Origin of the sequence: Streptomyces sp. NPDC007157 (assembly GCF_040634235.1) — a bacterium.
Lineage (GTDB): Bacteria > Actinomycetota > Actinomycetes > Streptomycetales > Streptomycetaceae > Streptomyces.
Window position 1 is genome coordinate 1 of sequence record NZ_JBEYFE010000011.1, and the last position, 24,939, is coordinate 24,939.

General features: G+C 68.1%; 23 protein-coding genes and 1 pseudogene. 13 read left to right on the plus strand and 11 right to left on the minus strand.

Annotated features, from left to right (window positions below):
* From ABZ642_RS21130 to ABZ642_RS21145, 4 genes and pseudogenes are all read right to left on the minus strand, one after another.
* The coding region (locus ABZ642_RS21130) for a PAS domain-containing protein (protein WP_360486014.1) at positions 1 to 544 on the minus strand (544 nt) is incomplete at its 3' end.
* A gap of 311 nt (positions 545 to 855) precedes the next feature.
* The gene (locus ABZ642_RS21135) at positions 856 to 1,467 is read right to left on the minus strand and encodes a hypothetical protein (RefSeq protein WP_360486017.1); all 612 of its coding nucleotides are present in this window, start codon (positions 1,465 to 1,467) and stop codon (positions 856 to 858) included.
* 113 nt (positions 1,468 to 1,580) lie between these two features.
* Complete coding sequence (locus ABZ642_RS21140; RefSeq protein WP_360486020.1) at positions 1,581 to 2,426, minus strand: helix-turn-helix transcriptional regulator; 846 nt, start codon at positions 2,424 to 2,426, stop codon at positions 1,581 to 1,583.
* A 910-nt stretch (positions 2,427 to 3,336) separates the two neighbouring features.
* A pseudogene (locus tag ABZ642_RS21145) lies at positions 3,337 to 3,785 on the minus strand (molybdopterin cofactor-binding domain-containing protein); the annotation flags it as partial.
* 250 nt (positions 3,786 to 4,035) lie between these two features.
* Here ABZ642_RS21145 and ABZ642_RS21150 point away from each other — a divergent pair.
* A complete protein-coding gene (locus ABZ642_RS21150) occupies positions 4,036 to 7,446 on the plus strand; it encodes a hypothetical protein (RefSeq protein WP_360486023.1) in 3,411 nt (1,136 codons plus the stop codon).
* Positions 7,443 to 8,378, plus strand: a complete 936-nt coding sequence (locus ABZ642_RS21155; protein WP_360486026.1) for a hypothetical protein — start codon at positions 7,443 to 7,445, stop codon at positions 8,376 to 8,378. The genes ABZ642_RS21150 and ABZ642_RS21155 overlap by 4 nt, the downstream gene beginning before the upstream one ends.
* Before the next feature lie 561 nt (positions 8,379 to 8,939).
* On the opposite strand, the gene ABZ642_RS21160 is transcribed toward ABZ642_RS21155, so the two are convergent.
* From ABZ642_RS21160 to ABZ642_RS21175, 4 genes are all read right to left on the minus strand, one after another.
* Complete coding sequence (locus ABZ642_RS21160; RefSeq protein WP_360486029.1) at positions 8,940 to 9,704, minus strand: SDR family oxidoreductase; 765 nt, start codon at positions 9,702 to 9,704, stop codon at positions 8,940 to 8,942.
* 44 nt (positions 9,705 to 9,748) lie between these two features.
* The gene (locus tag ABZ642_RS21165) at positions 9,749 to 11,272 is read right to left on the minus strand and encodes an MFS transporter (RefSeq protein ID WP_360486032.1); all 1,524 of its coding nucleotides are present in this window, start codon (positions 11,270 to 11,272) and stop codon (positions 9,749 to 9,751) included.
* Positions 11,273 to 11,487: 215 nt separating this feature from the next.
* Positions 11,488 to 12,366: a VOC family protein gene (locus tag ABZ642_RS21170; protein ID WP_360486035.1), complete on the minus strand. Its 879-nt coding sequence runs from the start codon at positions 12,364 to 12,366 to the stop codon at positions 11,488 to 11,490.
* A gap of 53 nt (positions 12,367 to 12,419) precedes the next feature.
* On the minus strand, positions 12,420 to 13,268 hold the full coding sequence (locus tag ABZ642_RS21175; RefSeq protein WP_360486038.1) for an alpha/beta hydrolase: 849 nt from the start codon (positions 13,266 to 13,268) through the stop codon (positions 12,420 to 12,422).
* Positions 13,269 to 13,564: 296 nt separating this feature from the next.
* Here ABZ642_RS21175 and ABZ642_RS21180 point away from each other — a divergent pair, with 296 nt between their 5' ends.
* The 11 genes from ABZ642_RS21180 (at position 13,565) to ABZ642_RS21230 (ending at position 23,475) form a co-directional block, all read left to right on the plus strand.
* The gene (locus ABZ642_RS21180; RefSeq protein ID WP_360486041.1) at positions 13,565 to 14,338 is read left to right on the plus strand and encodes an IclR family transcriptional regulator; all 774 of its coding nucleotides are present in this window, start codon (positions 13,565 to 13,567) and stop codon (positions 14,336 to 14,338) included.
* A 61-nt stretch (positions 14,339 to 14,399) separates the two neighbouring features.
* Positions 14,400 to 15,212 (plus strand): fumarylacetoacetate hydrolase family protein, encoded by an 813-nt coding sequence (locus tag ABZ642_RS21185; protein WP_360486044.1) that lies wholly within the window; start codon positions 14,400 to 14,402, stop codon positions 15,210 to 15,212.
* Positions 15,209 to 16,153 (plus strand): acetaldehyde dehydrogenase (acetylating), encoded by a 945-nt coding sequence (locus ABZ642_RS21190; protein ID WP_360486047.1) that lies wholly within the window; start codon positions 15,209 to 15,211, stop codon positions 16,151 to 16,153. Before ABZ642_RS21185 ends, ABZ642_RS21190 begins: the two co-directional genes overlap by 4 nt.
* Entirely contained in the window at positions 16,150 to 17,172 is a 1,023-nt protein-coding gene (dmpG, locus tag ABZ642_RS21195) for a 4-hydroxy-2-oxovalerate aldolase (RefSeq protein WP_360486050.1), read from the plus strand. The genes ABZ642_RS21190 and dmpG overlap by 4 nt, the downstream gene beginning before the upstream one ends.
* 146 nt (positions 17,173 to 17,318) lie before the next feature.
* On the plus strand, positions 17,319 to 18,656 hold the full coding sequence (locus ABZ642_RS21200; RefSeq protein ID WP_360486053.1) for an aromatic ring-hydroxylating dioxygenase subunit alpha: 1,338 nt from the start codon (positions 17,319 to 17,321) through the stop codon (positions 18,654 to 18,656).
* Between the two features lie 5 nt (positions 18,657 to 18,661).
* A complete protein-coding gene (locus ABZ642_RS21205) occupies positions 18,662 to 19,228 on the plus strand; it encodes a 3-phenylpropionate/cinnamic acid dioxygenase subunit beta (protein WP_360486056.1) in 567 nt (188 codons plus the stop codon).
* A 5-nt stretch (positions 19,229 to 19,233) separates the two neighbouring features.
* Positions 19,234 to 19,608, plus strand: a complete 375-nt coding sequence (locus ABZ642_RS21210) for a bifunctional 3-phenylpropionate/cinnamic acid dioxygenase ferredoxin subunit (RefSeq protein WP_360486059.1) — start codon at positions 19,234 to 19,236, stop codon at positions 19,606 to 19,608.
* A gap of 2 nt (positions 19,609 to 19,610) precedes the next feature.
* Positions 19,611 to 20,408 (plus strand): 3-(cis-5,6-dihydroxycyclohexa-1,3-dien-1-yl)propanoate dehydrogenase, encoded by a 798-nt coding sequence (hcaB, locus tag ABZ642_RS21215; protein WP_360486062.1) that lies wholly within the window; start codon positions 19,611 to 19,613, stop codon positions 20,406 to 20,408.
* Between the two features lie 34 nt (positions 20,409 to 20,442).
* The gene (locus tag ABZ642_RS21220) at positions 20,443 to 21,723 is read left to right on the plus strand and encodes an FAD-dependent oxidoreductase (RefSeq protein ID WP_360486064.1); all 1,281 of its coding nucleotides are present in this window, start codon (positions 20,443 to 20,445) and stop codon (positions 21,721 to 21,723) included.
* Positions 21,724 to 21,749: 26 nt separating this feature from the next.
* Positions 21,750 to 22,355, plus strand: a complete 606-nt coding sequence (locus tag ABZ642_RS21225; RefSeq protein ID WP_360486067.1) for a helix-turn-helix domain-containing protein — start codon at positions 21,750 to 21,752, stop codon at positions 22,353 to 22,355.
* 412 nt (positions 22,356 to 22,767) lie between these two features.
* Entirely contained in the window at positions 22,768 to 23,475 is a 708-nt protein-coding gene (locus ABZ642_RS21230) for an SDR family oxidoreductase (protein WP_360486070.1), read from the plus strand.
* A 487-nt stretch (positions 23,476 to 23,962) separates the two neighbouring features.
* Here ABZ642_RS21230 and ABZ642_RS21235 read toward each other — a convergent pair whose 3' ends face one another.
* The 3 genes from ABZ642_RS21235 to ABZ642_RS21245 form a co-directional block, all read right to left on the minus strand.
* On the minus strand, positions 23,963 to 24,229 hold the full coding sequence (locus ABZ642_RS21235; protein WP_360486073.1) for a hypothetical protein: 267 nt from the start codon (positions 24,227 to 24,229) through the stop codon (positions 23,963 to 23,965).
* 55 nt (positions 24,230 to 24,284) lie between these two features.
* The gene (locus tag ABZ642_RS21240) at positions 24,285 to 24,497 is read right to left on the minus strand and encodes a hypothetical protein (RefSeq protein ID WP_360486075.1); all 213 of its coding nucleotides are present in this window, start codon (positions 24,495 to 24,497) and stop codon (positions 24,285 to 24,287) included.
* 172 nt (positions 24,498 to 24,669) lie between these two features.
* Positions 24,670 to 24,894 (minus strand): hypothetical protein, encoded by a 225-nt coding sequence (locus tag ABZ642_RS21245; protein ID WP_360486078.1) that lies wholly within the window; start codon positions 24,892 to 24,894, stop codon positions 24,670 to 24,672.
* Positions 24,895 to 24,939: the final 45 nt, after the last annotated feature.

Genomic DNA, 24,939 nt, shown 5'->3' on the forward strand with positions numbered 1-24,939 from the left:
GCAGGTCGACCAGGTCGTACCAGTCGCCGGCCACGCTGAGTGCTTCGGCGGCGGGCCGGTAGCGGACGGCCGTCGGGTGCCGGCCGACCGGGCGGAGGGTGGGCAGCATGGCCTCTTGCAAGGTCAGCGCGACCTCACGGGCGCGGATGAGTTCGGTGACGTCCTCCAGCCGCTGCAGCAGCAGCGTCACCCGCCCGTCAGCTCCGAACACGGGAATGTTGGTCACGTTGAAATACCGCTCGTGCCATACCCCGGGCTGGTCGGGATCTTTCATGTCGAAGCGTTGCAGCAGTACGACGGTGCGCTCACCGGTGTCCGCGGCCCGGCGCAGTGACGCCAGAACCCTGAGCAGAAGAGGCTCGGCGGAGTCGTTTTCGGGGCGGTCCTCGGGCATGAAGCTGCCGACCACTTGCTCGCGGGGCAGGCCCCGCAGGCGCAGGAACTCCGCGTTGGCGTCCGCGAAGACCAGCTGCGGAGTCACCAGCGCCACCGCCCCGGGAAGAGCCTGGAACACCGCCGCGTAGTCGACCGCCGGTTCTGCCATAATTTTCCCGCTCACCGCGCCGCTCTGTCTTCTCACGATACGAGCAGTTGGTCATGGCTCGCATCATGAGGTCGCGGCGTCCCGCGCCTTCCCTGCGCCGTGTGTACGGATCACGCCTGGTGGAGGGCCGTCCTTGCCCCTCACCCGGCACCGGAACGCCTCCGCTCGGAGCCTTCCTGGGACAAGGAGCTCAGGACGAGAGAGCCTGGACGGCCGAAGCATCCGGGAGAAGGCGGATGTCGTCGTCGGTACTCGCGGGTGGCGGCGAAAGGTGGATTCCGGCGGCCATGCGCAGTCGTCCGGCCCCGAGGCTATCGGCGGCCATCTAGTTGACGCCGCCTGCGCCGCAGTGCGCGACGTTGCTTTCCTGGCAGGGTGCCGGCCAACTCGCCCACCAGGGAGACGTCGTGGCAATCGCCGTCCCGGCTGCCCCGGCACCACCACACTGGTGGGCCGGCCGCGTACGGTCCGCCCTGGTCCCAGTCGTCAGTGGTCCCCGCGGGGCGAGGGTGCATTCCGATCTTGTGTTCCGAGCAGATCGGCCACACCCGCCAGAGCAACTCCATGATGGTCGACTGCGCCGCGTCCGCGACCACGGTCAGGACCGTCGACGCATCGTCCGGCTCTGGTGGATCGCCCTCCTCCAGGTCGCACGCGTTCACCGAATTGCCGTGCCAACGGCCGTCGGGCATCGCCACATAGACCTGACCCCTGTCGATCCCGCTCGGAGGAGAAGGCTGCCGCGGCGGGTCGACCATCAGTATCAGTGCTTCTTGATCCGGCAGTGTCGCCACCAGGTCGAGGTTGACCACAGCGAGCGCGGCCTCCAACTTCGGCCACCGACCGGGCTCGGCCGGCCCGGGCTCCGGGAAATGCTGCCGGTCCTGACCAGGACCGATGCCGAAATACGAGAAGTGGTTCACCGGGGCATCGTCTCAGGCACCCCGTCGTGGCGGCGGACCTTGGGCTGCCCGTGCCCTGCCGGGAGATACGCCGCGTCCTGGTCACCCGTCCCGGCCACCCGCGAACTACGGAGCTAGTGCCGCTCGGCCAGGCTCTGGGTGCCGAGTACCGAGATCAGTTCCAGTTTCTCGGCGTCCTCGGTGCCCGGCTCGGCCGAGTACACGAGGATGTGCAGGTCGTGCTGTTCGACCCGGAGCTGGTCGCAGTCCAGCGTGAGCAGGCCGACCTGCGGATGCTCGATGGTCTTGCGCGACGCCTCCAGCCGGCCGACGACCCCCGCGTCCCACAGCTCGGCGAACCGCTCGCTCCCTGCGCGCAACTCCGTGATCATGCGCTGTAGTTGACGGTCGGCCGGATAGCGGGCGGCCGTCGAACGCAGCTCGGCGACCATGCCGACCTCGAAGGCACGCCGTTCCTCGGGCGCGTGCCGTACCCGGGTCGGCCGGCCGAGGAAGTTGCGCCACACGCCGTTGCGTTCGAAGCCGCGCCGACCGGACGGGTCGCCCATCAGCGCCGCGTACATCGGATTGGCCACCAGCAGGGTCATGGCCGCGTCGGAGACCGCGACCGGAGTGCCGGACAGCCGGTCCAACAGCCGCTGCACGCTGGGCGTGAGATACCCGGGAACCACGTCCGGACCCGGCGGCACCAGCCCCGACAGCCCGAACAGGTAGGTCCGCTCGTCCGCGGAGAGCCGCAGCGCCCGCGCCAGCGCCTCGACGACCTGCACGGACGGATTGACCGCCCGGCCCTGTTCGAGGCGGGTGATGTAGTCGACCGAGATCCCGGCCAGCAGCGCCAGCTCCTCGCGCCGCAGCCCGGCCGCGCGCCGCTGGCCACCGGCAGGCAGCCCCGCCGCGTCCGGGGCCACCCGGTCGCGCCAGCGCCGCAGCGCCCGTCCGAGTTCCGTCGCCGTCATGCCCCCCAGTCAACACCGCCGGCCGCGGATGTGCCTGGTACCGGCAGTCCCAGTCTCCGACTGCCTCACGTCGTTGTTTGTGCAGGTCAGAGGGAACCCTTGGGGGGTGTAGCAGGGTGTGGGGTCGAATTCGGGTCGAAGTGGCTGCGCAGTAAGCGGCAATTCTCTGCAGAACTGGGGAGTCTCATTGAGGGGTGGCGAGTGTCGAATTTGGATTGGCCCCGACTCGAATAGAACCCCCGGCATACAGCCCGACTCGGCTGCCGCTTTACGTTTTTTGGCCAAACAAACCCTCCGGGTCGAATCCGGGTCGAATTCGACCTCGCGTATTGTCCGCCGCGTCCAACCTGCCGAGGGACCAGCGGCTCATATAGGGCACGCTGGGAGCGAGGGGATGGGAGGCGGCGGACGGCGGCACGGGAAGGCAGGAGCGCATACGAAAGTACCGTCCAGCAGGTCCCTTGTGGATTGGGCTGATGCCGCGTTGGCGGGGTTGTGTTGGATCTGGCGCTGCTCAAGGGATCTGTTTCCTATGACCTCGCACGTGAAATGCGTGGCGATCTTGGAGCCTGCTCAGTAGGGCCTCTGACCTGCGGTTTTTCAGGTGCTGTCGGTCTACCCGACCTGTTTCCGGGACAACAACAGGTCAAGTGGTCGGCGTGGCTGCGGAGACGGTCTGACCCGCGAGTTCGTCGGGAAGCAAGGAACTGCGCCAGTGTCCTGTCAGGGCGTCTGTGTGAATTCTTGACGCCCAGGTGACGCTCGTGGGCGGTGTCCGGATGCGGTTCCTACCTGCTGATGGGACGAGGACAGCTTCTCTGGGCAGGTCGCTGAGTCTCCACCTATCTCGACCGTGCCCGCGCGGCCCGCGTGGAGCAGCGCCTGGGCTCCTGCCCCACTGTCCGGGTTGCAGGTCGCGCACGCGGCGGCCGGTGGCGTGGAAGACGGCGTTGGCGAGGGCGCGTGCCACACCGAGGGTTCGCGTTGACGATGCGGCCGTCGCGGTGGTCGGTGACGGTGTGTTCGAGCTGGGCTGTGCCGATTCCGCCGACCCTGGCACCGATGGCCTGGCTGTCGGCGAGCTTGGGGCTGATGATGCGCCCCGCGTCGAAGACGCCCAGCACGCGTCGCACCCGGACCATGCCGCGGCAGGCCTCGACGGCGACCTCGGCGACCACCGCGTCGTAGGCGTACATGGACGACCGCGACCGGCTCGGTGTAGGAGCTGAGCGTTTCCAGGGCGTCCAGGTCATTGCGGGTGAGGAGCTGCCGGTATGCCTCTCCGCGGGCGGGGTTGTCCTTCATGTGCAGCCGGTCGCCCCGGGCGACGATGTCGTCCGCGTCACCCTGTGGGGGCGTATGGCAATGCCAGACTTGGCGGATCAGCAACACTGGTGCGAAAACTGCTGCTCCAGTGCAAAATTGACGGTCCGTCGTCTACGCAGGGGCGACTGGGGGTTATTCACCTGGAGACGACATGTCGGTAGGGAAGCAGGCGCTGTTCGAGCGGCTGGACCGGGGTCCGTCCTTCTTGTTCCTGGGGCAGAGCTATCTATCTATCGAAACGGGGCACGACCCGCTGGTAGGACCTCTAGCCAGGTCACTGGGTATGGACAACTTGCCCGAGACCGCCTATCAGGCAATCCTTGGCGCCGCTCCGGACAGCCGTGAGGCAGCTGCCGAGGCGCTCAGTGATGCTGGACGTGCACTGGTACTGCCGCCGTCATTGAAGACCACGCTGGAGTTCCCATGGAACGGCGTGCTCTCCTCGGCCGTCGATCCCTCGTGGCGGCTGGGTCTCAGACAGGACTGGCGGACGGTCCAGGAGACTGTGCCCCAGCGCGACCGGACGCGCCTGTCGCGCGACATGGCCGACGTCCAGGCGCTCATGCTCTTCGGAGGCGTTGATCAGCCGGTCGACGAAAGACCGCCCGCGACGAAGATGGAGTTGTCGCGACGCAAAGCGTTGGCAGCCGAGGCTCTGTCGCGGATCGTTACGGACGGACTGACCCCGCGGGGTTTGCTGGTGGTGGAGGGGTGGTCCCTCAACGACTGGCTCGACCCCGAGACGCTCTACAGCCAGATCTGCGACGCGGTCGCGAACCAGGTGCACCTGTTCTCCACGACCGACGAAATCCTCGCGGACGAGTTCATACGTGAGGCGATCAATCTCAAGGTGCTTGTCCCGCATCGGGAGACATTCGCCTCCCTGGTGGAGGAGGCACGCAGCACTGGTCGTTTGAGCGACGGCGGCCCGACCACAACCTCAACCCACGCGGTACGCGTAGGCGACCGACGCCTGCCCATCGAGCGGAGTCGCTGGCAGCGGATTCTGCCGCACGCCCGCCCGGTGGACGTGGACCTCCTGGACGATCCGCCTGCTGAGTCCAAGCATCGGCGCTTCCAGAAGTTCCGCGAGTTTCTCGGTGCGAGCGACGGCTCGCCGACCTGGTGGGCGCACGCCCGCGGACTCCCCTTCCAGCGCAACTTCGAGAAGGTCTTGACGGACTTGGTCGAAGATGCAGCCGCATCCCCGGAACGACAGGGGCCGCTTCTGGTCGTCGGTCAGTCGGGGACGGGGAAGAGCGTCGCTCTGGCTCGACTGGCCTTCCAGACCGCCCGGACGGGGAGGCGAGTCGTCCTCCATATCCCGCGCAAGTCGACGCGCCCGGAGTTTCAGGCACTCGACGACTTCTGCCTGTGGGCGGAGGAACAGTCAGGGGCCAACACTCTGATCGTGTGGGACGGCATGCTGGAGCCTGAGGAGTACCAGCGACTCTTCGACTATCTGCGCAGCCGGGGCCGCAAGGTGGTCATGGTTGGCAGTTGCTACTGGGACGCGGACCAGTTCGGCGACGGCGGCGGCAGAAAGCGCGGGCGGGCTGACAAGCAGGTGAGGACGGCCTCCCGGTACCGGCGAGATAAGGATTTCGTTGAGGCGCCGGCCACCATCGCCGGAAGGGAGCTTGACCGCTTCACCCGCTACCTGGCGGACTTTGGCATCGTCCTCAAGGGCGCGGACGAGGCGATCGTGGCTCGCGATCGGTCGTTCCTGTCGGCTCTGTACCGCCTGCTGCCCGACGCGCACGCTCCTCTGTCCCGCGGCTTGGTGCTCGAGCTGAGGCGTTCCGAGGAGCGCCTGGGCCATGCCGCCCGTACGCGGGTCAACTACGAGCCGTCCACGATCATGGCGGCGGCCCTGGAGGAGGCCGGCCTGCTGCACGGCCTGGAAGCACTCCCGGGTACCTCGGAAGAGGGGGCGGCCGCCTGGCAGGACGACCCATACGAGCGCCTCCTCAGCCTGATCCTGCTGATTCACAGCCACGGTCTGCGCACGCCACTTGAACTTGCCCTGCGCACCATCGGCCGCGACGGCGTCCGGAATCTTCCGGACCTGCTGAGTGGCATAGACATAATCCGCTGGGACGAGGACGAACAGGGCAATTACACACTCGGAGGGCGCAACCAGTTGGAGGCAACCCTGCTGACCGGCGCCCGCAGATGGGGGGAGGAGCGGGAGGCGGCTCAGATTTCCGAAGTGATCGAGCTGGTCCGGCCTGATTCCCGAGCCCGTAATGGCGGCCCGGAGATCGAGTTCGTCATGGCGCTCCTCACCGCGATCGGCCCGCAGAAGAACCGGGAGCAGCGGAAGTACGGGGCCCAGTACCTGCTGATCGCTGACTCCATCGCCAAGCTGAGAATGCTGGTGACCAACCCTGTGATTCACGCTCGGCTCACCCACAAAGAAGTGAACATGCGGCGTGAGTGGGCGGTGTGGGACCAGCGCCGGCAGGGACCGGACGTCGACCTGCGGCGCCGTGCCTTGGAGGCAGCGCAGGAGGCGGTGGACGAGGCGCTGCGGGAAGCGGAAGACCTGGGTCACCGGCGGGACATCCGCCTGAATCTCTACGTCGAGCAGGCCAGCGTCCGGGGCTCCCAACTGTACGAACTGCTCCACTCCGGACCCGGCGGCGGCATCCCTCAGACGTTGCCGAGCGAGGAGTACATCTCGGGCGAACTCCGGGAGCTCAAACGAAGCGTCCAGTCGGCTCTGGAGTGTGAGGCGACCAATTACTACCCGGTGGATGTGCTCTGCTGGGCTACCCGGGACACGTTCAAAGCGGGAGCGCTGTCCGACGAGACCGCAGCCACGCTGGTCGGTGACTGCCTGAGCGCCCTGACAGTGATCGACCCGGAGACTCTAGAGCCCGGACAGGCCGGCCTGTACCACAGCAAGTTCGTGGATATCGCCTCGCTGGCGAGCGACCATTTCCTGGCAGAGCAGCAACTGAAAAAGCTCGAGGCGTACGACGAGCCGCTGGCCGCCTTCTTCTATGCCCTGAAAGTCAGTGGCTTCATCAACAATGAACCCAACCAGGAGGGAGTGCAGCGGGCTCTGGAGCATCTCAGGCGGAATCCCCTCCGGCTCCAAGACGAACGCTGCGTGCGCCTTGCCGTCGATCTGCTGTGGTTCGCGCGAACCGGTGAGCGCTTCCTCTCGGGTGAGCGACAGACCCTGCCGCTGGATCAGGCTGCCTGGCAGGAATGCCTCGAGCTCACGGAGCTTGCGTCGGCCTACGACGCGATGCCTTCGCTCAGGGTCCACTTCATGCGCGCGCTGGCGCTCTTCCACCTGGGCAGCATCGACCGGGCGATGGAGGCGTTCCGGGACCTGGACCGGCTCTCACTGGAGCAGCGGGATCGCCGCCGCGTGATCAACGTCTACGTGTCGAGCTGGGAGGACGGTGCTCCCCGAGTCTTCAGGGCCAGAGTCCTCCGGGTCGACGCGAACTTCCAGGGCGGTCGCTGTTGGGTCGAGGGGTACCAGCGGGAGCTCCCCTTCGACCCGTCCGGCTTCGGACCCGATCAGGCCGTCGAAGGCAGGACTCTTGACGCCTACATCTCGTTCAACATGATCGGTCCGCGGCTGGAGCCTCCGCGGGAACCTGGAGAGCGTCGTGGGCCCACGCTTCTGGGTCCTGCCGCCCATCGGCAGAGCAAAGTGCGAGGTGCACGGTGACAACGACGCAGTCCACCCCGCCGGTCGCGCCTGCGGCCGCCTGGAATCGCATCACCGGCGTCCATCGCAATCTCGACCGGCTCGCCCGCCACTTGCTGAGGCGCTCAGCTGGCACGGACGTCAGTCTGCCTCCACCCGACTTCACCCACCCGCAGACCGCTTTCTTCTTCGCCACGATATGGATGCGGGCGTGGTACTCGGAGGCATGGGCGGCGTCCAGCAGGTGGCTCTACGAACAGGCGGCGGCCCTGGGACACACGCCGCCCGAGAAGGACTTTGCGGACACGATGCGCCGGTTGCGCGCGTTCCTGGTCCATCACATGGACGCTTCGGTGTCCGAGAGCGAGGATACCGAGCGAATTTGCAACGAGTGGTTTGAGCGGGCCTGCGGGTCAGTTGTGCCCCAGTCCACCGTTGAATGGCAGCACTGCTTGGCCAGGCTGCTCGAACAGAACGAGGCGTATGCCCACTTCATGCTGGCCATAGCCAAGTCCGTCGAGCGTAGTCCGGAGAAGTCCACGCTGGTGTTGCAGTGGCGTGCCGCCTTGGAGCGTCAGGACTATCCGCGCTACAGGCAAAGCCTTCAGGAGGCTGCGGGAGACCTGGGGCTTCAGCGGTTCAACGATCAGAAGCTGAACAGCATCCATGCAAGGTACCGGGTGCGGTGGGCGAAGGCACTCGAGAAGCTGGCGCACGATGCCGACTTCGACCGTGAGATCCGCCTCCGCGCCGAGTGGGCACTTCTCGCCGACACGACCGGTGCCCTGATCGTCTCCGCCTCCGACGTCATGGAGGCGCTCGGCCTTTCCCCTGGTCCCCAGGTGGCCCGCGCCCTGCGTCTCGCACAGGTCCTCCGGGAGTTCCACCCCGACGACTCGGCCGAGCAGCTTCTGCAGCGCCTTTCCGTGCAGTGGGTCGCTGTACGTCAGTAGCTGCACGCGTCGACAACGCCAGGGGGATGGGCCACGGATCGGAAGCGCGGCCCATCCCCTGTGACGGGAATGACCAGCTCACGGATCGCCGAAACGGACAGCGCACCGACCGCGACGGTGAGGGTCGTGGAACGCCACCGGTGTCTACTGCGCTGGGCTCCACCACCGTCGCCGTGACGCTCGTATGACGCTCTAGGTGCCCGCAGGGGCGCTCGGAGCACCGGGAACCAACCCTGACCTGCGGTTATGCCTTCCCCGCTTAACGTGACGTGTTTCCGATGACGCACCATGTGGAGTGCGTTGCCAGCCTTGAACCGGTCACGAAGAGCGCCTGACCGGGGGTTTTGTGTGTGCACATTATGTGCGGTGTGGGGCGGGCGATATCTTGACGCTCGTTTGACGTTCGTTCTGATGAGGTGTCAGGTGTGTCGATGGGCTGGTCAGGCCACCTGCCCGTCGACTTCGACGGCATAACATTCCTGGCCCTATCGCTTCATCATGCAAGAGGGCGCCGCGGCCATTTGGACGGCCACGGCGCACTGCTCCAGGATCGAGGAGGTATCAGACCAGTTCCAGGCCACCGTCGACGGTGAGGACCTGACCGGTTAGCCAGGTGGTCGCAGGGTCGGAGAGGCGGACGATCCACTCGGCGACCTCCTCCGGTTCGCCGCGACGGCCGAGTGGAATGAGGGCGGCTTCCGCCTTCTTGGCCTGTTCGATGGCCGCGTCGGGAAGTCCCGCGGCGGCCAGGGCCTCGCTCTCGGTCGGGCCGGGGGCGACGGCGTTGACGCGGATGCCCTCGGCCGCGAGTTCAACGGCCCAGCTACGGGTGAGGTGTTCGATGGCGGCCTTGGATGCCGCGTAGTGGGCAGCGTTCGGCGCGGCCTTGTGGCCGTAGGTGCTGGAGATGTTGACGATCGTGCCCTTGCTCCGGCGCAGATGCGGCAGGGCGGCGTGCGCCAGCAGGCTGGGGGCGAGGACGTGCAGGTCGAACAGGGCGGTGACGGCTGCGGGATCGGTGTCGGCCAGCGGCATCATGCGGAAGACCCCGGCGTTGTTGACCAGGACGTCCAGTTGTCCCCAGCGCTCGACGGCGGTGGCGATCACGCCCTCCGCGGCTTCCGGAGCACTCAGGTCGGCCGAGTGGACGGCGATCGACGGGTGTCCGGCGGCGGTTTCCTCCAGAGCATCGATGCGGCGGCCGACTGCCAGCACGTTGGCCCCTGCGTTGGCGTAGGCGCGTGCGGTGGCGCGGCCGATACCGGTGCCGGCGCCGGTGACGATGACGACACGCTCGTTGAGGTCGGCAGGGAGCTTGGTGTTCATGTCTACCTTTCGGTGTTCGGTGTGCACTGTTCGTTGAGGGGCGCTCAGTGGCCCCGTCCGGGTTGCTCTGATGGGTGTTTGCCGACAGGCGCGAGCATGGAGGGGGCGGACTCTCCGTGCCGGTCCAGGTCCGTCTCCTCCTTGTAGCCCGCGCGCGCTGTCGAGGCGCGGCCGGCCCTGGGCAGGAACAGGGCCAGGACCACGCCGATGGCGACCGCGACCGTGGCTATCAGGAAGGAGACGCGGAAGCCCCGCAGGGTCGGGACGGCGACTCCGTCGATGGTCTGCGAGGTGTTGGCCAGCACCATGCCGACGACGGCGCTCGACACGGACGTACCGATGGACCGCATCAGCGTGTTGATGCCGTTGGCCGCGCCGGTCTCCTCGGGCGGGACCGCGCTCATGATCAGCGTCGGCTGTGCGGCGTAGGCGAGGCCGAGGCCCGCGCCCACCAGTACCGCGATGACCAGGGACTGCCAGGCCGCGTTCATCAGGCCCTGGCCGGCGCCATAGCCGATCCCGATGACAAGAAGGCCGAGGATCAGGGTTGCCCTGGGGCCGTACTTCGCCGACAGACGGGCGTAGACGGGTGCGGTCAGGAGCATCGTCAGGCCGAGCGGGGCGACCAGCATGCCCGCGGTGACCATCGACTGGCCGAGGCCGTAGCCGGTGCTGGTGGGCAGCTGGAGGAGCTGGGGCAGCACCAGGGAAATGGTGAAGAAGGAGACGCCGATCATGATGGAGACGAGGTTGGTGAACAGCACCGCGGACCGGGCCGTGGTCCGCAGATCCACCAGCGGCGCCGACCGGCGCAGTTCCAGCACGACCCACAGCACCAGGGTCACGAGCGCGCCGGCGAAGAGGCCGAACGTCGCGGCGGACGTCCAGCCCCAGTCGCCGGCCTTGGTGATCGGCAGCAGCAACATGACCAGCCCGGCGGACAACCCCACCGCGCCCGGCAGATCGAAGGAGCCCTTCGCGCGTACCGTCGTCTCCGGTACGAAGAGCAGCGTGAGGACGATGGCCGTCGTGCCGAGCCCTGCGGCGCCGTAGAACAGGACGTGCCATTCCATGCGTTGGGCTACCAGGGCCGCCGCGGGCAGCGCGAGACCGCCGCCGACGCCCATCGAGGAACCCATCACCCCCATGGCCGAGCCCAGCTGTCCGCGCGGCAGGGTGTCCCGCATCAGGCCGATGCCGAGTGGCAGCGCGCCGTGCGCGAACCCCTGGAGGATACGGCCAACCAGCATCGGCAGCAGCGTGCTGCTGAGCGCGCTGATCAGAGCGCCGGCCACCATGACCGAGAGGCTGAGGATCAGCATCCGCCGCTTGCCGTACAGGTCGCCGAGCCGACCCATGATCGGGGTGGCGACGGCGCCCGAGAGCAGCGTCGAGGTCACCACCCAACTCGCGTCGCTGGGCGCGGTGTCCAGCAGCAGCGGCAGATCCTTGATGACCGGGACGAGCAGGGTCTGCATCACCGCGACGACGATGCCCGCGAAGGCGAGCACCGGGACCACGGTTTTGCCGGTGCCCCGGCCGGGCCGGTCGTTCGGGGTGTGCGTCATTGAACGGGGCCTCCGGGCCGACGAGGTCGGGTTCTGAACGACTGGATCTGAGTGACTGGATCTGGACGAGTGGACCTCAGCGAGGGAGGCAGCCCGCCGAGGCGGGCCAAGGGGCCGAACCCGCCTGTCGCCGGTGCGGCCGGCAACGATCAGGGGTATCACCAGGACCCCGCGGCGCGTGACGTGGCGTATGCCGCGTTGCCTACACGTTCGAGTCACACGTCCGGCTCGCTGGGGTCCGCCCGCCGATGGCCCCAGTAGCTTGCCGCGTCGTAACGGGCCGGCGCCCAGGTGGCGTCGTCGACCAGCTTGCCGCCGTAGCCGTACTCGACCTGGAACCCGGAGGGAGTCACCACGTAGAAGGAAAGCATCTCGTCGTTGGTGTGCTTGCCGAAGGTCGCTGCGATCGGGGCAGCGCCGTCCTGGACCTTGTCCCAGGCCCTGCCCACGAGGTCGAGTTCGGTGACCTCGATCATCAGGTGCCCGAAGCCGGTCAGCCCGGGGACCGAGGCGAAGGCGAAGGAGTGATGGCGCTCGTTGGCGTGGAGGAACGTGCCACTCTGGCCGGGTGCGAACTCGATGAGGTCGCTCAGCCGGAAGCCCAGGAGGTCCTGGTACAGCCGGCTCTGGGCAGCGCCGTCGGCGGTGAACTGGAAGACGTGGCCCATCCCGCCCCGCCCGGTGAGGAAGCGGGCCCCGGTGGGCGACACGAACCGCTGGTTCGCCTCCAGGAGGCCCCAGAAGAGTTCCAGCCGCTGGCCGCTGGGGTCGTCGAACTCGACGAGCCCGCTCACCTGACGTGTTGTCACCGCGTCCTCGGCCGCCCGCTTGACGGAGTAGCCGTTGCTCTCCAACCGCGCCGAGATCTCCTCCAACTCCTTCGGGCCCTTCACCTCCCAGCCGATCGCGGTGACCTGGTCGGTGTCGCCACGGCGGATGTCGAGGCGGTACGCCTTCTCGTCCATCCGCAGCAGGAGCCTTTCCGGTGTGTCCACGGCCGGCTGCAGACCGAGCAGATCAAGGGCGAACTTCCGCCATGCGTCGAGGTCTTGAGCCTCGACGACCACATATCCAAGACCGATGACCTCAGCCATGATCCGTCCTTCCTCCTGCATTGAAGTTCTGCCGGGCGTCGGTGCCCTCGCGCTCACGGCGCGGAGACGAAGTCGGCGACGAGACGGTTGAACTCGTCGGCGTGTTCGAGCTGGAGCCAGTGGCCGCACCGGTTCATCAGGACCATGCGGGAGTCGGGGATCAGCGAGACCAGCTTCAGCGAGTTCTCGAAGTGCACGACCCGGTCGTCCCGGCCGTGGAAGTGCAGCGACGGGACCCGGATCGCGGCGATGTGGTCCGCGGTGATCCCGCTGGGCATGTCGGCGCCGAGCCCGCCCGCGAGGAAGTGGGCCAGATGGTCGGGGCGGCGACGGGCCTCGTCCGAGCGCTGGCGGACCAGTTCGTCGGTGGCGAAGGCGGAGTCGTACGTCATGATCTCGACCAGCTCGCGGATCGTCTCGGGCGAGGGGTCGTGGTAGCCCTTGAGCAGGACCTTCAGGCCCTCGCTGAGGCCGCCGCCCGGGCCGAAGAGCGACAGGCTCACCCCCGGGGCTCCGGAGCCCATCGTGACCAGGCGCGAGATCCGGTCGGGGTGCCGGACCGCGAAGGCGACGGAGATGAGGCCGCCCAGCGAGTTCCCGACGAAGGCCGCCTTGTCGATCTCCAGGGCTTCCAGCAGTTGCAGGGCCGCTTCGACGTGGTCACGGTCCTGCGGCGCGACGGCGTCGGAGGCGCCCCAGCCGGGCATGTCCACGGCGATCACCCGGAAGCGATCGGCCAGCATCGCCATGTTGGGTCCGAAGTTGCTCCAGCCGGTGGCGCCCGGGCCACTGCCGTGCAGCATCAGGATCGGCGGACCCTCGCCCGCTTCGTTGTAGTGGATCTTCCAGCGCTTCGTCCGGACGGTACGGCTGGTTCCCTCGGCCGTCAGCGTCTGCGGCATACGTCACTCCTACGTGATTCGTGCTCACCGTCCGGACCCTGGCCGACGGCCTCGGGCCGACCGCGGATCGGGTGAGCCGACATGACATTCACCCTGCTCGTGGGGCCTAGGTCACCGGAAGGGCGCTGTTCCACATCGCGGCACACCTGTGAGCCGGCCACCCCGTCCTCGCCTTGACAGCCGCCCCCGGCAGGCGTAAATGTCGTACATGTAAATGGCCATTTACATGATGGCTGTCGGCGAGGGAGGCGACTTAGGTGAGTGGTCTGATCGGTGTTCCCGCCGACGTGTCGGATATGACGTCGCGACAGGCCGAGGCGCGGACGGGCCTGGCGGACACCTCCGCCGCGAAGGTGCTGGTCATGCTCGACGCCTTCCGGGGACCGAAGACCGTCCTGGGTGTGACGGAGCTCGCGCACATGGTCGGGGTCCCGAAATCGACCGCGCACCGACTGTTGTCGATCATGGTCAAGGGCGGCTTCGTCCGGAAGATCGGCGGGCGCTACTGCCTCACCGAGCGCCTCTTCGAGGTCGGGAACCGGGCCGGCCCCACCGCCATCCGGTCCACCGGACTCAGGCGGCGGGCGATGCCCTACCTGACCGAGCTGTACGCCGGGAGCCGGGACACCGTGCACCTGGCCACGCTCAGCGGCACAGACGTGCTCTACCTGGAGAAACTGTTCGGGCACAGCACCGGAAGTTCTCCCACGGCCGTCGGAACGCGGCGGCCCGCGCATGCCACCGCGTTGGGCAAGGCCATGCTCGCGTACGCCTCGGACGAACAACTGGAACCCGTCATGGCCGGCCCGTTCCAGCGGTTCACCGCGCGGACGATCCACAGCGCCGACCGGCTTGAGCAGGACCTGGCGCGAGTGCGTGAGGAGGGTCTCGCTTACGACGAGGGCGAGTTGAGGGACGGCCTGCACTGTGTCGCCGTACCGATCCTTGATCCCGAGACCCGTACATCCGTCGCGGCCGTCTCCGTCTGTTCCTTCCGCCCGCAGAGTCTGAAGCGCTACGCGCCTCGGCTCATCTCCATGGCCCGCGACCTGTCCCGCGCCGCCGCCTGACTGTGCCGCCCCGTGGAACTCCGCTGTGTTCCGCGGCGAACGGTTCGCCGACCATCGGGGCATGACAGAGACCACCACCCCTTCAAAACCGGTACTGGAGGAGGCCGCCCAGCGGCTGCTCGACGCCGAGACACTCCGCACACCCTGTGCACCGGTACGGGACCTCATCGGTCGCGACGACCTCAAGGCCGCCTATGACGTCCAGCGGCTTGTCGTCGCGGCGCGGCGTGCTCGTGGCGCGGTCGTCGTCGGGCGGAAGATCGGTCTGACCTCGGACGCCGTTCAACAGCAACTGGGCGTGGACAAGCCGGACTTCGGCATCCTCTTCGACGACATGTCCTACCTCGGCGGCGACACGATTCCGATCGACTCGATCATGCAGCCGCGCGCCGAGGCGGAAATCGCCTTCGTGCTCGCCGAGGATCTCTCCGACGGCCCTCTCGACGTCGCGCAGGTGCGGGCCGCGGTCGACCACGCGGTCGCGGCCCTGGAGATCTGCGGGAGCCGGATCCGGAACTGGGACATCAGCTTCGCGGACACGGTTGCGGACAACGCGTCCAGCGGCGCCTTCGTACTGGGGCCGCGGCGCATGCGTCTGCACGAGTTCGAGCCGAAGGACGTCGTGATGTCGCTGTCGATCGACGGCACGGAGGCGGCGACCGGGAACGGTGCAGCCTGCCTCGGGGACCCGCTGGAAGCGGCTGCATGGCTGGCCCGCCAGGCCCGGGACCTGGGCGAGCCGCTGCGCGCCGGCCAGGTGATCCTCTCCGGCGCCCTCGGCCCGATGCGGCCCGTGACCGCCGGCGACAAGGTGACCGCGAGGATCTCGCCTCTCGGCGCGGTGACCGTGACCTTTACCGAAGGAGAATCGTGAGCGATACACATGTGGCGATCATCGGCTCGGGCAATATCGGCACCGACCTGATGATCAAGGTCATGCGGATGGCCAAGCACCTTCGGATGGGTGCCATGGTCGGCATCGATCCGGAATCCGACGGCCTCGCGCGGGCGGCCCGTCTGGGCTTCGCCACCACGGCTGAAGGCGTCGAGGGGCTGATAGCCCTGCCCGAGTTCGCCGACATCGACATCGTCTTCGACGCGACGTCCGCGAAGGCCCACGCGTACAACGCCGACAGGCTCGCGCCCTACGGCAAGCGGCTCATCGACCTGACTCCCGCGGCGATCGGCCCTTACGTGATCCCGGCGGTCAATCTGAGCGATCACCTCGACGCCCCCGACGTGAACATGGTGACCTGCGGGGGCCAGGCAACGATTCCGGTCGTGGCCGCCGTCTCCCGCGTCGTTCCGGTGGCCTACGCCGAGATCGTCGCGTCCATCGCCTCCAAGTCCGCGGGTCCCGGTACCCGCGCCAACATCGACGAGTTCACGGAGACCACGTCGGCGGCCATCGTCGAGGTGGGCGGAGCCCGACGGGGCAAGGCGATCATCGTCCTGAACCCCGCCGAACCGCCGCTGATCATGCGGGACACCGTGTTCTGCCTGGTCGACGCCCCCGACCTGCGACAGCACCAGGAGATCCGCGAGTCCATCGAGAAGATGGTGGCCGACGTGGCAGCGTACGTTCCCGGCTATCGCCTCAAGCAGGACGTCCAGATCACCGAGACCCCCGCCGACCAGCCGGTCCAGACCCTGACGGAGGGGGGCGCGACCCGGCCCACCCATCAGGTCTCGGTGTTCCTCGAAGTCGAGGGCGCCGCGCACTACTTGCCGGCGTACGCGGGCAATCTCGACATCATGACGTCGGCAGCGCTGCAGGTCGCGGAGCGTATCGCCGCCGGAACGGAGACCCGATGACCACCTCGATCTTCGTCCAGGACGTCACCTTGCGCGATGGCATGCATGCCGTCCGTCACCGCATCACCCCCGAAAAGGTCCGCCGAATCGTCACGGCTCTCGACAAAGCCGGCGTCGACGCGATCGAAGTCGCCCACGGGGACGGTCTTGCGGGCGGGTCGCTCAACTACGGCCCCGGTTCGCACACCGACTGGGAGTGGATCGAAGCAGCTGCCTCTGTGATCGAACGGGCTCGACTGACGACCCTGCTCCTGCCTGGCGTCGGTACGATCCACGAACTCAAGCGGGCCTGGGACCTGGGTGTGCGTTCCGTTCGGGTGGCCACGCACTGCACCGAGGCCGACATCGCCGCGCAGCACATCGCCTCGGCCCGCGAGATCGGGATGGACGTGTCGGGCTTCCTGATGCTTTCCCACATGGCCGAGCCCCGTGAACTGGCGCGGCAGGCCAAGCTGATGGAGTTTTACGGCGCGCACTGTGTGTACGTCACCGACTCCGGCGGCCGGCTCACCATGAAGGATGTGGAGGCAAGGGTCCGCGCGTACCGGGAGGTCCTGGACCCGGCGACCGAGATCGGCATCCACGCCCACGAGAACCTCTCGCTGTCCGTCGCCAACTCGGTAGTCGCCGTCGAGCACGGTGTGTACCGGGTCGACGCGTCGCTCGCCGGCCACGGCGCGGGCGCGGGCAACTGTCCCATCGAGGCGTTCATCGCGGTCGCCGACCTGTCCGGCGTGCGGCACGGCTGTGATCTGTTCAAGCTCCAGGACGCCGCCGACGACCTGGTGAGGCCGCTTCAGGACCGGCCGGTCCGGGTCGATCGAGAAACCCTCACCCTCGGCCACGCGGGCGTCTACTCGTCCTTTCTGCGTCACGCCGAGAACGCCTCCCGGCGCTACGGCGTCGATGTCCGTGACCTCCTCATCGAGTGCGGTCGGCGAGGGCTGGTCGGCGGCCAGGAGGACATGATCATCGACATCGCCCTCGCCCTGCTCGCCGAACGCACCCCTGCCGTGTGACCAGGGGGAAATCACTCACCCGCGGATCCGTTCCGAAGATACGGCGTCGAACTGTTCCACCCCTCTGAACGGGACGGTTCGCCTTCCGGACCCGCTGCCGCAGGCTTCTCTTCGAAAGAGTCGCATCGCCTCCACCAGGAGCGGACATGATTGACCTGAACACCATGGTCGACCCGGATCGGGGTTGGAACGACCCGCGGATCTACACCGATCAGGACCTGTACGAGCGCGAGTTGGAGCACGTCTTCGGGCGGACCTGGCTCTTCCTCGCGCACGACTCCCAGTTGCCGAAACCGGGCAGCTTCATCCAGACGTACATGGCTGAGGACCCGGTCCTGGTGGTCCGGCAGCGGGACGGCTCCGTGAAGGCCTTCCTGAACCAGTGCCGGCACCGGGGCATGAGGATCTGCCGGACGGACGCCGGCACCAGCAAGACCTTCACCTGTACGTACCACGGGTGGGCCTACGATCTGGCGGGCAACCTGATCAACGTGCCGCTGGAGGAGGCGGCGTACCGCAACGAGATCGACAAGAGCAAGTGGGGCGCGCTGAAGGTCCCACGGATCGCGAACTACCGGGGCTTCCACTTCGGCACGTGGTCGGAGGAGACGCCGGAGTTCGAGGACTATCTCGGCGACATGGCCTTCTACTTCGACGCGGTCGTCGACCGCTTCGAGGGCGGCCTGGAGCTGGCGCCCGGAACCACCAAGTGGGTCATCGACTGCAACTGGAAGTTCGCGGCCGAGCAGTTCGCCAGCGACATGTACCACGCGCCTGTCTCGCACGCCTCCGCCATGATGGCGCTGACGGACGATCCCAACGCCTCCGGCGGTCAGACCGACCCGGGCATCCCCGGCCGCCAGTTCGGCGGCAACGGACACGGGTCCGGCGGCTTCTTCAAGCCCGCACCCGTCATCAGGCCGCCCTACCTGGGTGACGCCACGTTCGCGTGGGTGAAGAGCCGGCAGGAGGAGTCCGTCGAACGCATCGGGCTGGACCGGCTGTTGAAGGTGGACAACCACAACACGATCTTCCCGAACTTCTCCTGGCTCGCCTTCGGCCTCTCGACGATGCGGGTGTGGCACCCGCGCGGACCCGGCCAGATCGAGGTGTGGGCCTGGACCTACCTCCCCAAGAACGCTCCGGACGAGGTCAAGGCCGAGCTGCGGCAGTACACCCAGCGGACGTTCAGCCCGGCGGGTTCGTTCGAGACCGACGACGGCGAGAACTGGACCGAGATCCAGCAGGTGCTGCGCGGTCACAAGGCGCGCACCAGCAAGTTCCACACGGGCATGGGCCTCGGTCACGAGGAGACCGACGTCCACGGTCTGCCCGGTACGTCGAACTACGTGTACGCCGAGCACGCGGCGCGTGGCTTCTACCGCCGGTGGCGCGACCTGGTGACCGGGACGCCGTGGGCGCAGATACAGAAGTCGGACCGAGCACCAGAGGCCGCGGACGCCGCCCTCGCAGAGAAGGCGTGACCACCATGACGACCATCGACCGCACTGACGTGGCGACCACGGCGTTCCGCACCACCGACGTACAACTCCAGCACGACGTCGAGCAGTTCCTGTACGCCGAGGCCGAACTACTCGACCAGCGACGCTTCCAGGAGTGGATCGACCTGTTCACCGAGGACGTCCACTACTGGCTGCCCACCCGTATGACCCGCACCAACCGCGAACGCCATCGCGAGATCGCCGACGAGAACGAGACCGCCCTCATCGACGACGACAAGTACTTCCTGACCGGCCGGGTACGCCGCTACACCTCCGGCATCTCCTGGTCCGAGGAGCCGCCATCGCGCACCCGCCGACTCATCACCAACATCCGCGTCGCGCCGGGCACGGAACCCGGCGAACTCGCCGTCGTGTCCAACTTCTACGCCTACCGCAGCCGCCTGGAACGCCACCAGGACTGGTTCGTCGGCGAACGATTCGACACCCTGCGCCCCGCCGACCCGGACACCGGATACCCGTACAAGATCGCGGCCCGGAAGATCGTCCTGGAGCAGACCACACTCCTGGCGCCGAGCCTGAGCATCTTCCTGTGATCGCCATGACCCAGCACACTCTTCCCTCGGCCCTACCCCAACTCCCCGACCGCAAATGGGTCCGTGCCTGCGCGCTCGACCAACTCCCGGAGGACGAAGGGCTCAAGCTCGCCACGGTTCCCCTCACCTCCGTCTTCGCGGCGGAGGACGAGGTGTTCTGCATCGACGACACCTGCACACACGAGACGTTCTCCCTCGCGGACGGCTGGGTCGAGGGCTGTGTCGTCGAATGCACCCTGCACATGGCCAAGTTCAGCCTCCGTACCGGCGACGTCGTCTCACCGCCGGCCACCAGGCCCGTGGCCGTCCACCCGGTGGAGTGCGTCGACGGTGTCGTCTTCGTCGCGCTCCCCCTGAACTACCTCGTGAAGGAGGGCTGACCATGGCACGGCTCGACAACGCGTCCGTGGTGGTCACCGGAGCCGGTTCCGGCCTCGGCCGAGCCATCGTCGACCGCTTCACCGCCGAAGGCGCGAGCGTCGTCGCCTTCGACCGGTCGCAGGAGAAGCTCGACAAACTCAAGGCCGAACTCGGCGAGTCCGTGGTCACCGTCGTCGGCGACGTCACCAGCTACGAGGACAACCACCGCGCCTGCGAGGCCGCTGTCGACTGGCGGGGAAAACTCGACACGTTCATCGGCAACGCCGGCCTGTGGGACTTCAACCGCTCACTCGTCGAAAGCGATCCGCAGTCCCTCGCCTCCGGGTTCGACGAACTGTTCGCGGTGAACGTGAAGGGCTATCTGCTCGGAGCCAAGGCCGCACTGCCGGCCCTGACCGCGTCCCAAGGATCGATCGTTTTCACGTTGTCGAACGCGTCGTTCTACCCGCGCGGCGGCGGTCCCCTGTACGTCGCCTCCAAACACGCCGGCGTCGGGCTGGTCAGGCAACTGGCCTACGAACTCGCCCCCGACGTACGGGTGAACGCGGTCGCCCCGGGCGGCATGGCCACGGACCTGCGCGGACCCGGGTCGATGGGCCTGGCCGACACCTCCATCGAGGACGCCCTCCCGATCCGGGACGTCATCCGGACCTTCTCGGCCCTGCAAATCGACATCCGGCCCGAGGACTACGTCGGCTCGTACGTCCTCCTCGCCGCACGAGAGGAGTCCGCCACCGCTACCGGGACCGTCATCGACATCAGCAGCGTCGGCACGCCCAGCCGGTCCGCGGCTCCGTGAACCGGCCGGGGTGATCTCCGGCAACCTACGCAACTTGAACGAGAGGGCCATCGTGTCCAAGACCCACCACGTGATCGTCGGCGGAAGCATCGCCGGTGTGTCGGCCGCCATGGCGATGCGGCAGAGCGGATTCGACGGAACAGTCACCGTCGTGGACGCCGAGCCGCTCCTCCCGTACGAGAAGCCGCCGCTGTCGAAGGAGCCGGACCCGGAGCAGGCCGTGCGGCCCATCCTGCCCGAGGAGCACTACCGGAAGCACGGCATCGACCTGGTCATCGGCCTACGGGTGCACAGGCTCGACGACGAACACCGGCGGGTCGTCCTGGCCGGCGGCGGTGAGCTGCCGGCCGACCGGGTACTGCTCACCACGGGGGTCTCCGCACGCCAACTTGGCACACCGGGGGAGGAGTTGGTGAACGTGCACACCTTGCGCACCGCGGCCGACGCGCGACGCATCTTCGCCGGCCTGCACCGGGGCGGCCCGCTGGTCGTGGTCGGCGGCGGCTTCATCGGACTCGAAGCCGGCGCGGTGGCCCGGACGATGGGCCTCGACGTCACGGTCGTCGAGGCGACGGACTTGCCTCTGCTCGGCCCGCTGGGCCCGGCGGTCGCCCGGCTCATGACCCAACTGCACCGGGACAACGGCGTACGGGTCATCAGCGGCCGGACCGTGGAGAGGTATGTCGGCCACGGTTCCGTAGAAGAGGTCGTTCTGGCCGGCGGCGAACGGCTGCCCGCGGCCAACGTGGTGGTGGGCGTCGGGGTGGTTCCGAACGATCAACTCGCCGCTGCCACCGGCGCCACCATCCACGGCGGGGTCGTCGTGGACGAGTATGGCCGCACCGATCATCCGTGGCTCTGGGCGGCCGGCGATGTGGCCAGCCAGATCCACCCGCGCACCGGGGTCCGTGAGCGGATCGAGCACTGGGACGTCGCCATGCGCCACGGCGCGTCGGTGGGCGCGTCGATGGTCGGCCGGCCCACGATCAACGATGCGGCGCCCTACTTCTGGTCCGATCAGTACGGCAAATCGTTGCAGATGTTCGGCCGAGGACGCGGGTCCGACCAGGTGGTGGTGCGGGAGGGAGCGACTCCCGAGCGGTTCGTGGCCTTCTGGCTCCGCGCGGGTCGGCTCGCCGCCATCGCCGGACTCGGCGAGCCGAAGGCGGTTCGCGCCGCGAAGGCGATCCTCGACACGGACGCCGCAGTGGCACCCGACGTGCTCACGGACCCGTCGACCGACCTGCGGGCACTGGCCCGCCGACTCACACGCCCCGCGGCCGTCCCGGCCCAGAGTCAGCCAGTCAAGACATGAATGACGATTGTGGCAGACTGATACGTATGACTGCCGGAGGTCCATCGGACGGGACGCGACAGGCTCGTCCGAAGGGGCGCGACGCACACCGTGCCAAGGACTCCGCCGCGACACGCAACGACATTCTGCGAGCGGCGGCGCGGCGGTTCGCGGAACGTGGTTTCGCTCACGTGACCCTCCAGGACATCGCCGAGGACGCCGGCGTCACACCGGCCCTCGTCAACCGGTACTTCGTCTCCAAACGGGCGCTCTTCGAGTTGGTGGCCCAGGCTCACGTCGACGAGGCACAACCCCTCACGGACGTCGGTGAATTCGCGTCCGACCTCATGGCGTACTGGCAGGACGTCGACCGCAGAACACCCGCACTCGCCCTCGTCCGGTCCATCGACCTGGACGGCGGGAAGCTCCTCAAGCATGAGCTGGAACGAAGGGTGCGGGGGCACTGGCGCCAGTTCCTCGCCGGGGATCCGGAAGCGACGGCCAAGATCCGCCTGCTCGAATCCCTGACCCTGGGCCTCGGCCTCTTCGGCATCGGCGCGCTCCTGGGCGAGGAGGAGGGCCTGTCCTCCGAGACCCTGACCGCGATGGAACGCCGGCTCGCCCTGATGATCGAAGCTTGCCTGAGTGACTGACGGTCCGTGAACCGGAGGACTGGCCAGGAAGGGGTGGGCGTGTCTGCCGGTCTCCGCGCGAGCGGAGGTGAACCGGACGCTGCGGCGCCCTTCTCGCTGGAGCTGACGCGTTCTCCGCGTGAGCGGGGGTGCTGCTACTGCGGCGGCCTGGGCGCTTGTTGGGGCTGGTGGCTATGAGGGGACGGCTGTTCTCGCCGCCGACGCGGAAAAGATCGCCCGCACCATCATGCCTCTGAGTGACCCGGGCCGAACCGGGGTCGAATCGGAGCGCTTTCCTCTGACTGCCTTCGATCGCCTCTGCAACCCGACCTAGCAGGTCAAGCCCAGGTCAGAGAGGTGCGTCGGTAGGACTGGCAGTCCCAGGAAGAAGGGTCTGCTGGCTGACCCGGCGGCCGGGGCGCAGGCTGGACGCATGACGACAACACTGATCACCGGAGCCAACAAGGGCATCGGCTACGAGACCGCCCGCCAGCTCATCGCCGCAGGTCACACCGTGTATGTGGGTGCCAGGGACGCCGATCGCGGCCGCCGGGCCGCCGAGGAACTGGGTGCCCGGTTCGTCCTCCTCGACGTCACCGACGACGCCTCCGTCGACGCCGCGGCCAAGACGATCGAGGCCGACGGCGGACTGGACGTCCTGATCAACAACGCCGGGATCGAGACCCGGACCGCGGACAACAGCGTGCCGACCGCCGAGACCGTGACCGCCGACCAGATGCGGAACACCTTCGAGACCAACGTCTTCGGCGTGGTCCGCGTCCTGCACGCCTTCCTGCCGCTGCTGCGGCGGTCGGCGGCACCGGTCGTGGTCAACGTCAGCAGCGGACTGGCCTCGCTGACCGCGCTCTCCGACCCCGACCACCCCGCCCACTTCTATCCGGGCATCGCCTACCCGACCTCCAAGACCGCCGTGAACATGCTCACCGTGCAGTTCGCGAAGGCGTTCCCGGGGATGCGGATCAACTCCGTCGAGCCCGGCTTCACCAAGACCGACCTGAACGGCAACACGGGCACGCAGACCGTGGCGGAGGGCGCCGAGGTCATCGTCCGGACGGCACAGCTCGGCCCGGACGGACCGACCGGCGGCTACTTCGACGTCAACGGCCCGCTGCCCTGGTGAGTCACAGGAGTCGCAGCTGAACCAGCCGGGGCGCGGTGCCCTTCGCCATCACCGGCGCCCCGGCTTCGCGGGTCGGCCAGGAGATGGTGCTGAACCACGGTCCCGGCACGTGCTGGGGCCGCCCAGGTCGTACTGACCCGGGCAGCCTGGCGGTGGTCAGCCCTTGCCGCTCTGGCCGACCTCAATCGGCCGGCGCTCGGTCGCCGGCTGTGCCGGAGCGAGCAACATCGCCGAGAAATCAGCCAGTTCCCGCAGTGGGCACATCGCCACAAGCTCGCCCGGCGCCTGGATGTTCCCAGAAGCCGGGTGGAACGGCCCAGCGTCTTCATCGAGGACGACGAGCGCCTGCGGCAGCTGTGCGCACCAATCGGATGGGCCGATCGGGCGCCCGCGGACAGCAGGAAGCCCGCGTCCGCCCCGACGCGGGCTTCCCTGTTGCCCGAACGGACCGGGCGCCTCCGTGGCCTGAGCCCGGAGGAAGCTTTCTTCAGGACTCGCGGCTGGGATCGCACAACACCATGACCGCGCGGGCGACGAGTTCGCCCGCGCCGCCCAGTTCCTGGCGGTAGCGGCCCGTGATGCCGCGTACGGTCTCCGCGAAGGCCGGGTCGGCGGCGCGGGCGCGGGCCGGGGGCGCGAGTTCCTGGGCCATCGCGCGGCGGCGGGCGAGAAGCGCGATGATCTCCTCGTCGAGGCGTTCGAGCGGGGCGAGTGACAGATCCGCCGGCGCGTCCGTAGCGGGGTTCGTCGTCACGTGAGGTCTCCGTTCTCCGAGGACGGGACCCCGGTCGTGGTTCCCGTCCGCCTTTTCACCGCAGTTGGTCCTTCATCACTGTGCCCATGGCGTTCAGCGGCAACTCCTCACGGAATTCCACGGACCGCGGCACTTCGAAGCCGGCCCCTGGCGGACCGCACGGGCAGGATCGTGGCGAGGTGAAGACGACGTCCGCCACGTCGTCACCGCTCACCCGCGTCCCGAACGGTGAAGCCGCCGCCGGGAAGGCGGACTTGGGATCGGCCACGGGCACACCCGGCGGACCGGTGAACTCCCGCCCGGGGAAACCCGGTTGGACCAGTACCCGCCGTGGCCGCGCCGCGTACGACGATGTCGTGCGGCAGTGGCGTGTCCGGAAGAACGGCGTGAACCCGTACGGTGGGCCGCCGTCGGGGCGGAGTGCCGTACGGGTTCGAGGGCTACTTGTTCTCGCCGGGTTTGCCGACGTGTTCGCCGTCGCCGGGGGTGTCGTCACCGGGCTTGGCCTGGTCCTGGCCGGGGGCGGCGGGTGCGGTGGAGCCGGGTTCGGTGTGGTTGCCGTCGTCTCCCGATTTGCCGGTGGTGCCGGAGAGGTTGAGCTGGAAGGCGAGGAGGAGGCCGGTCACGGCGAGGGTGGCGGTGATCCAGAGGGTGATGCGGCGCATGGGTACTCCCGGTCGGTGGGTCAGGTGAGGCGTGGTGGTCGCGCG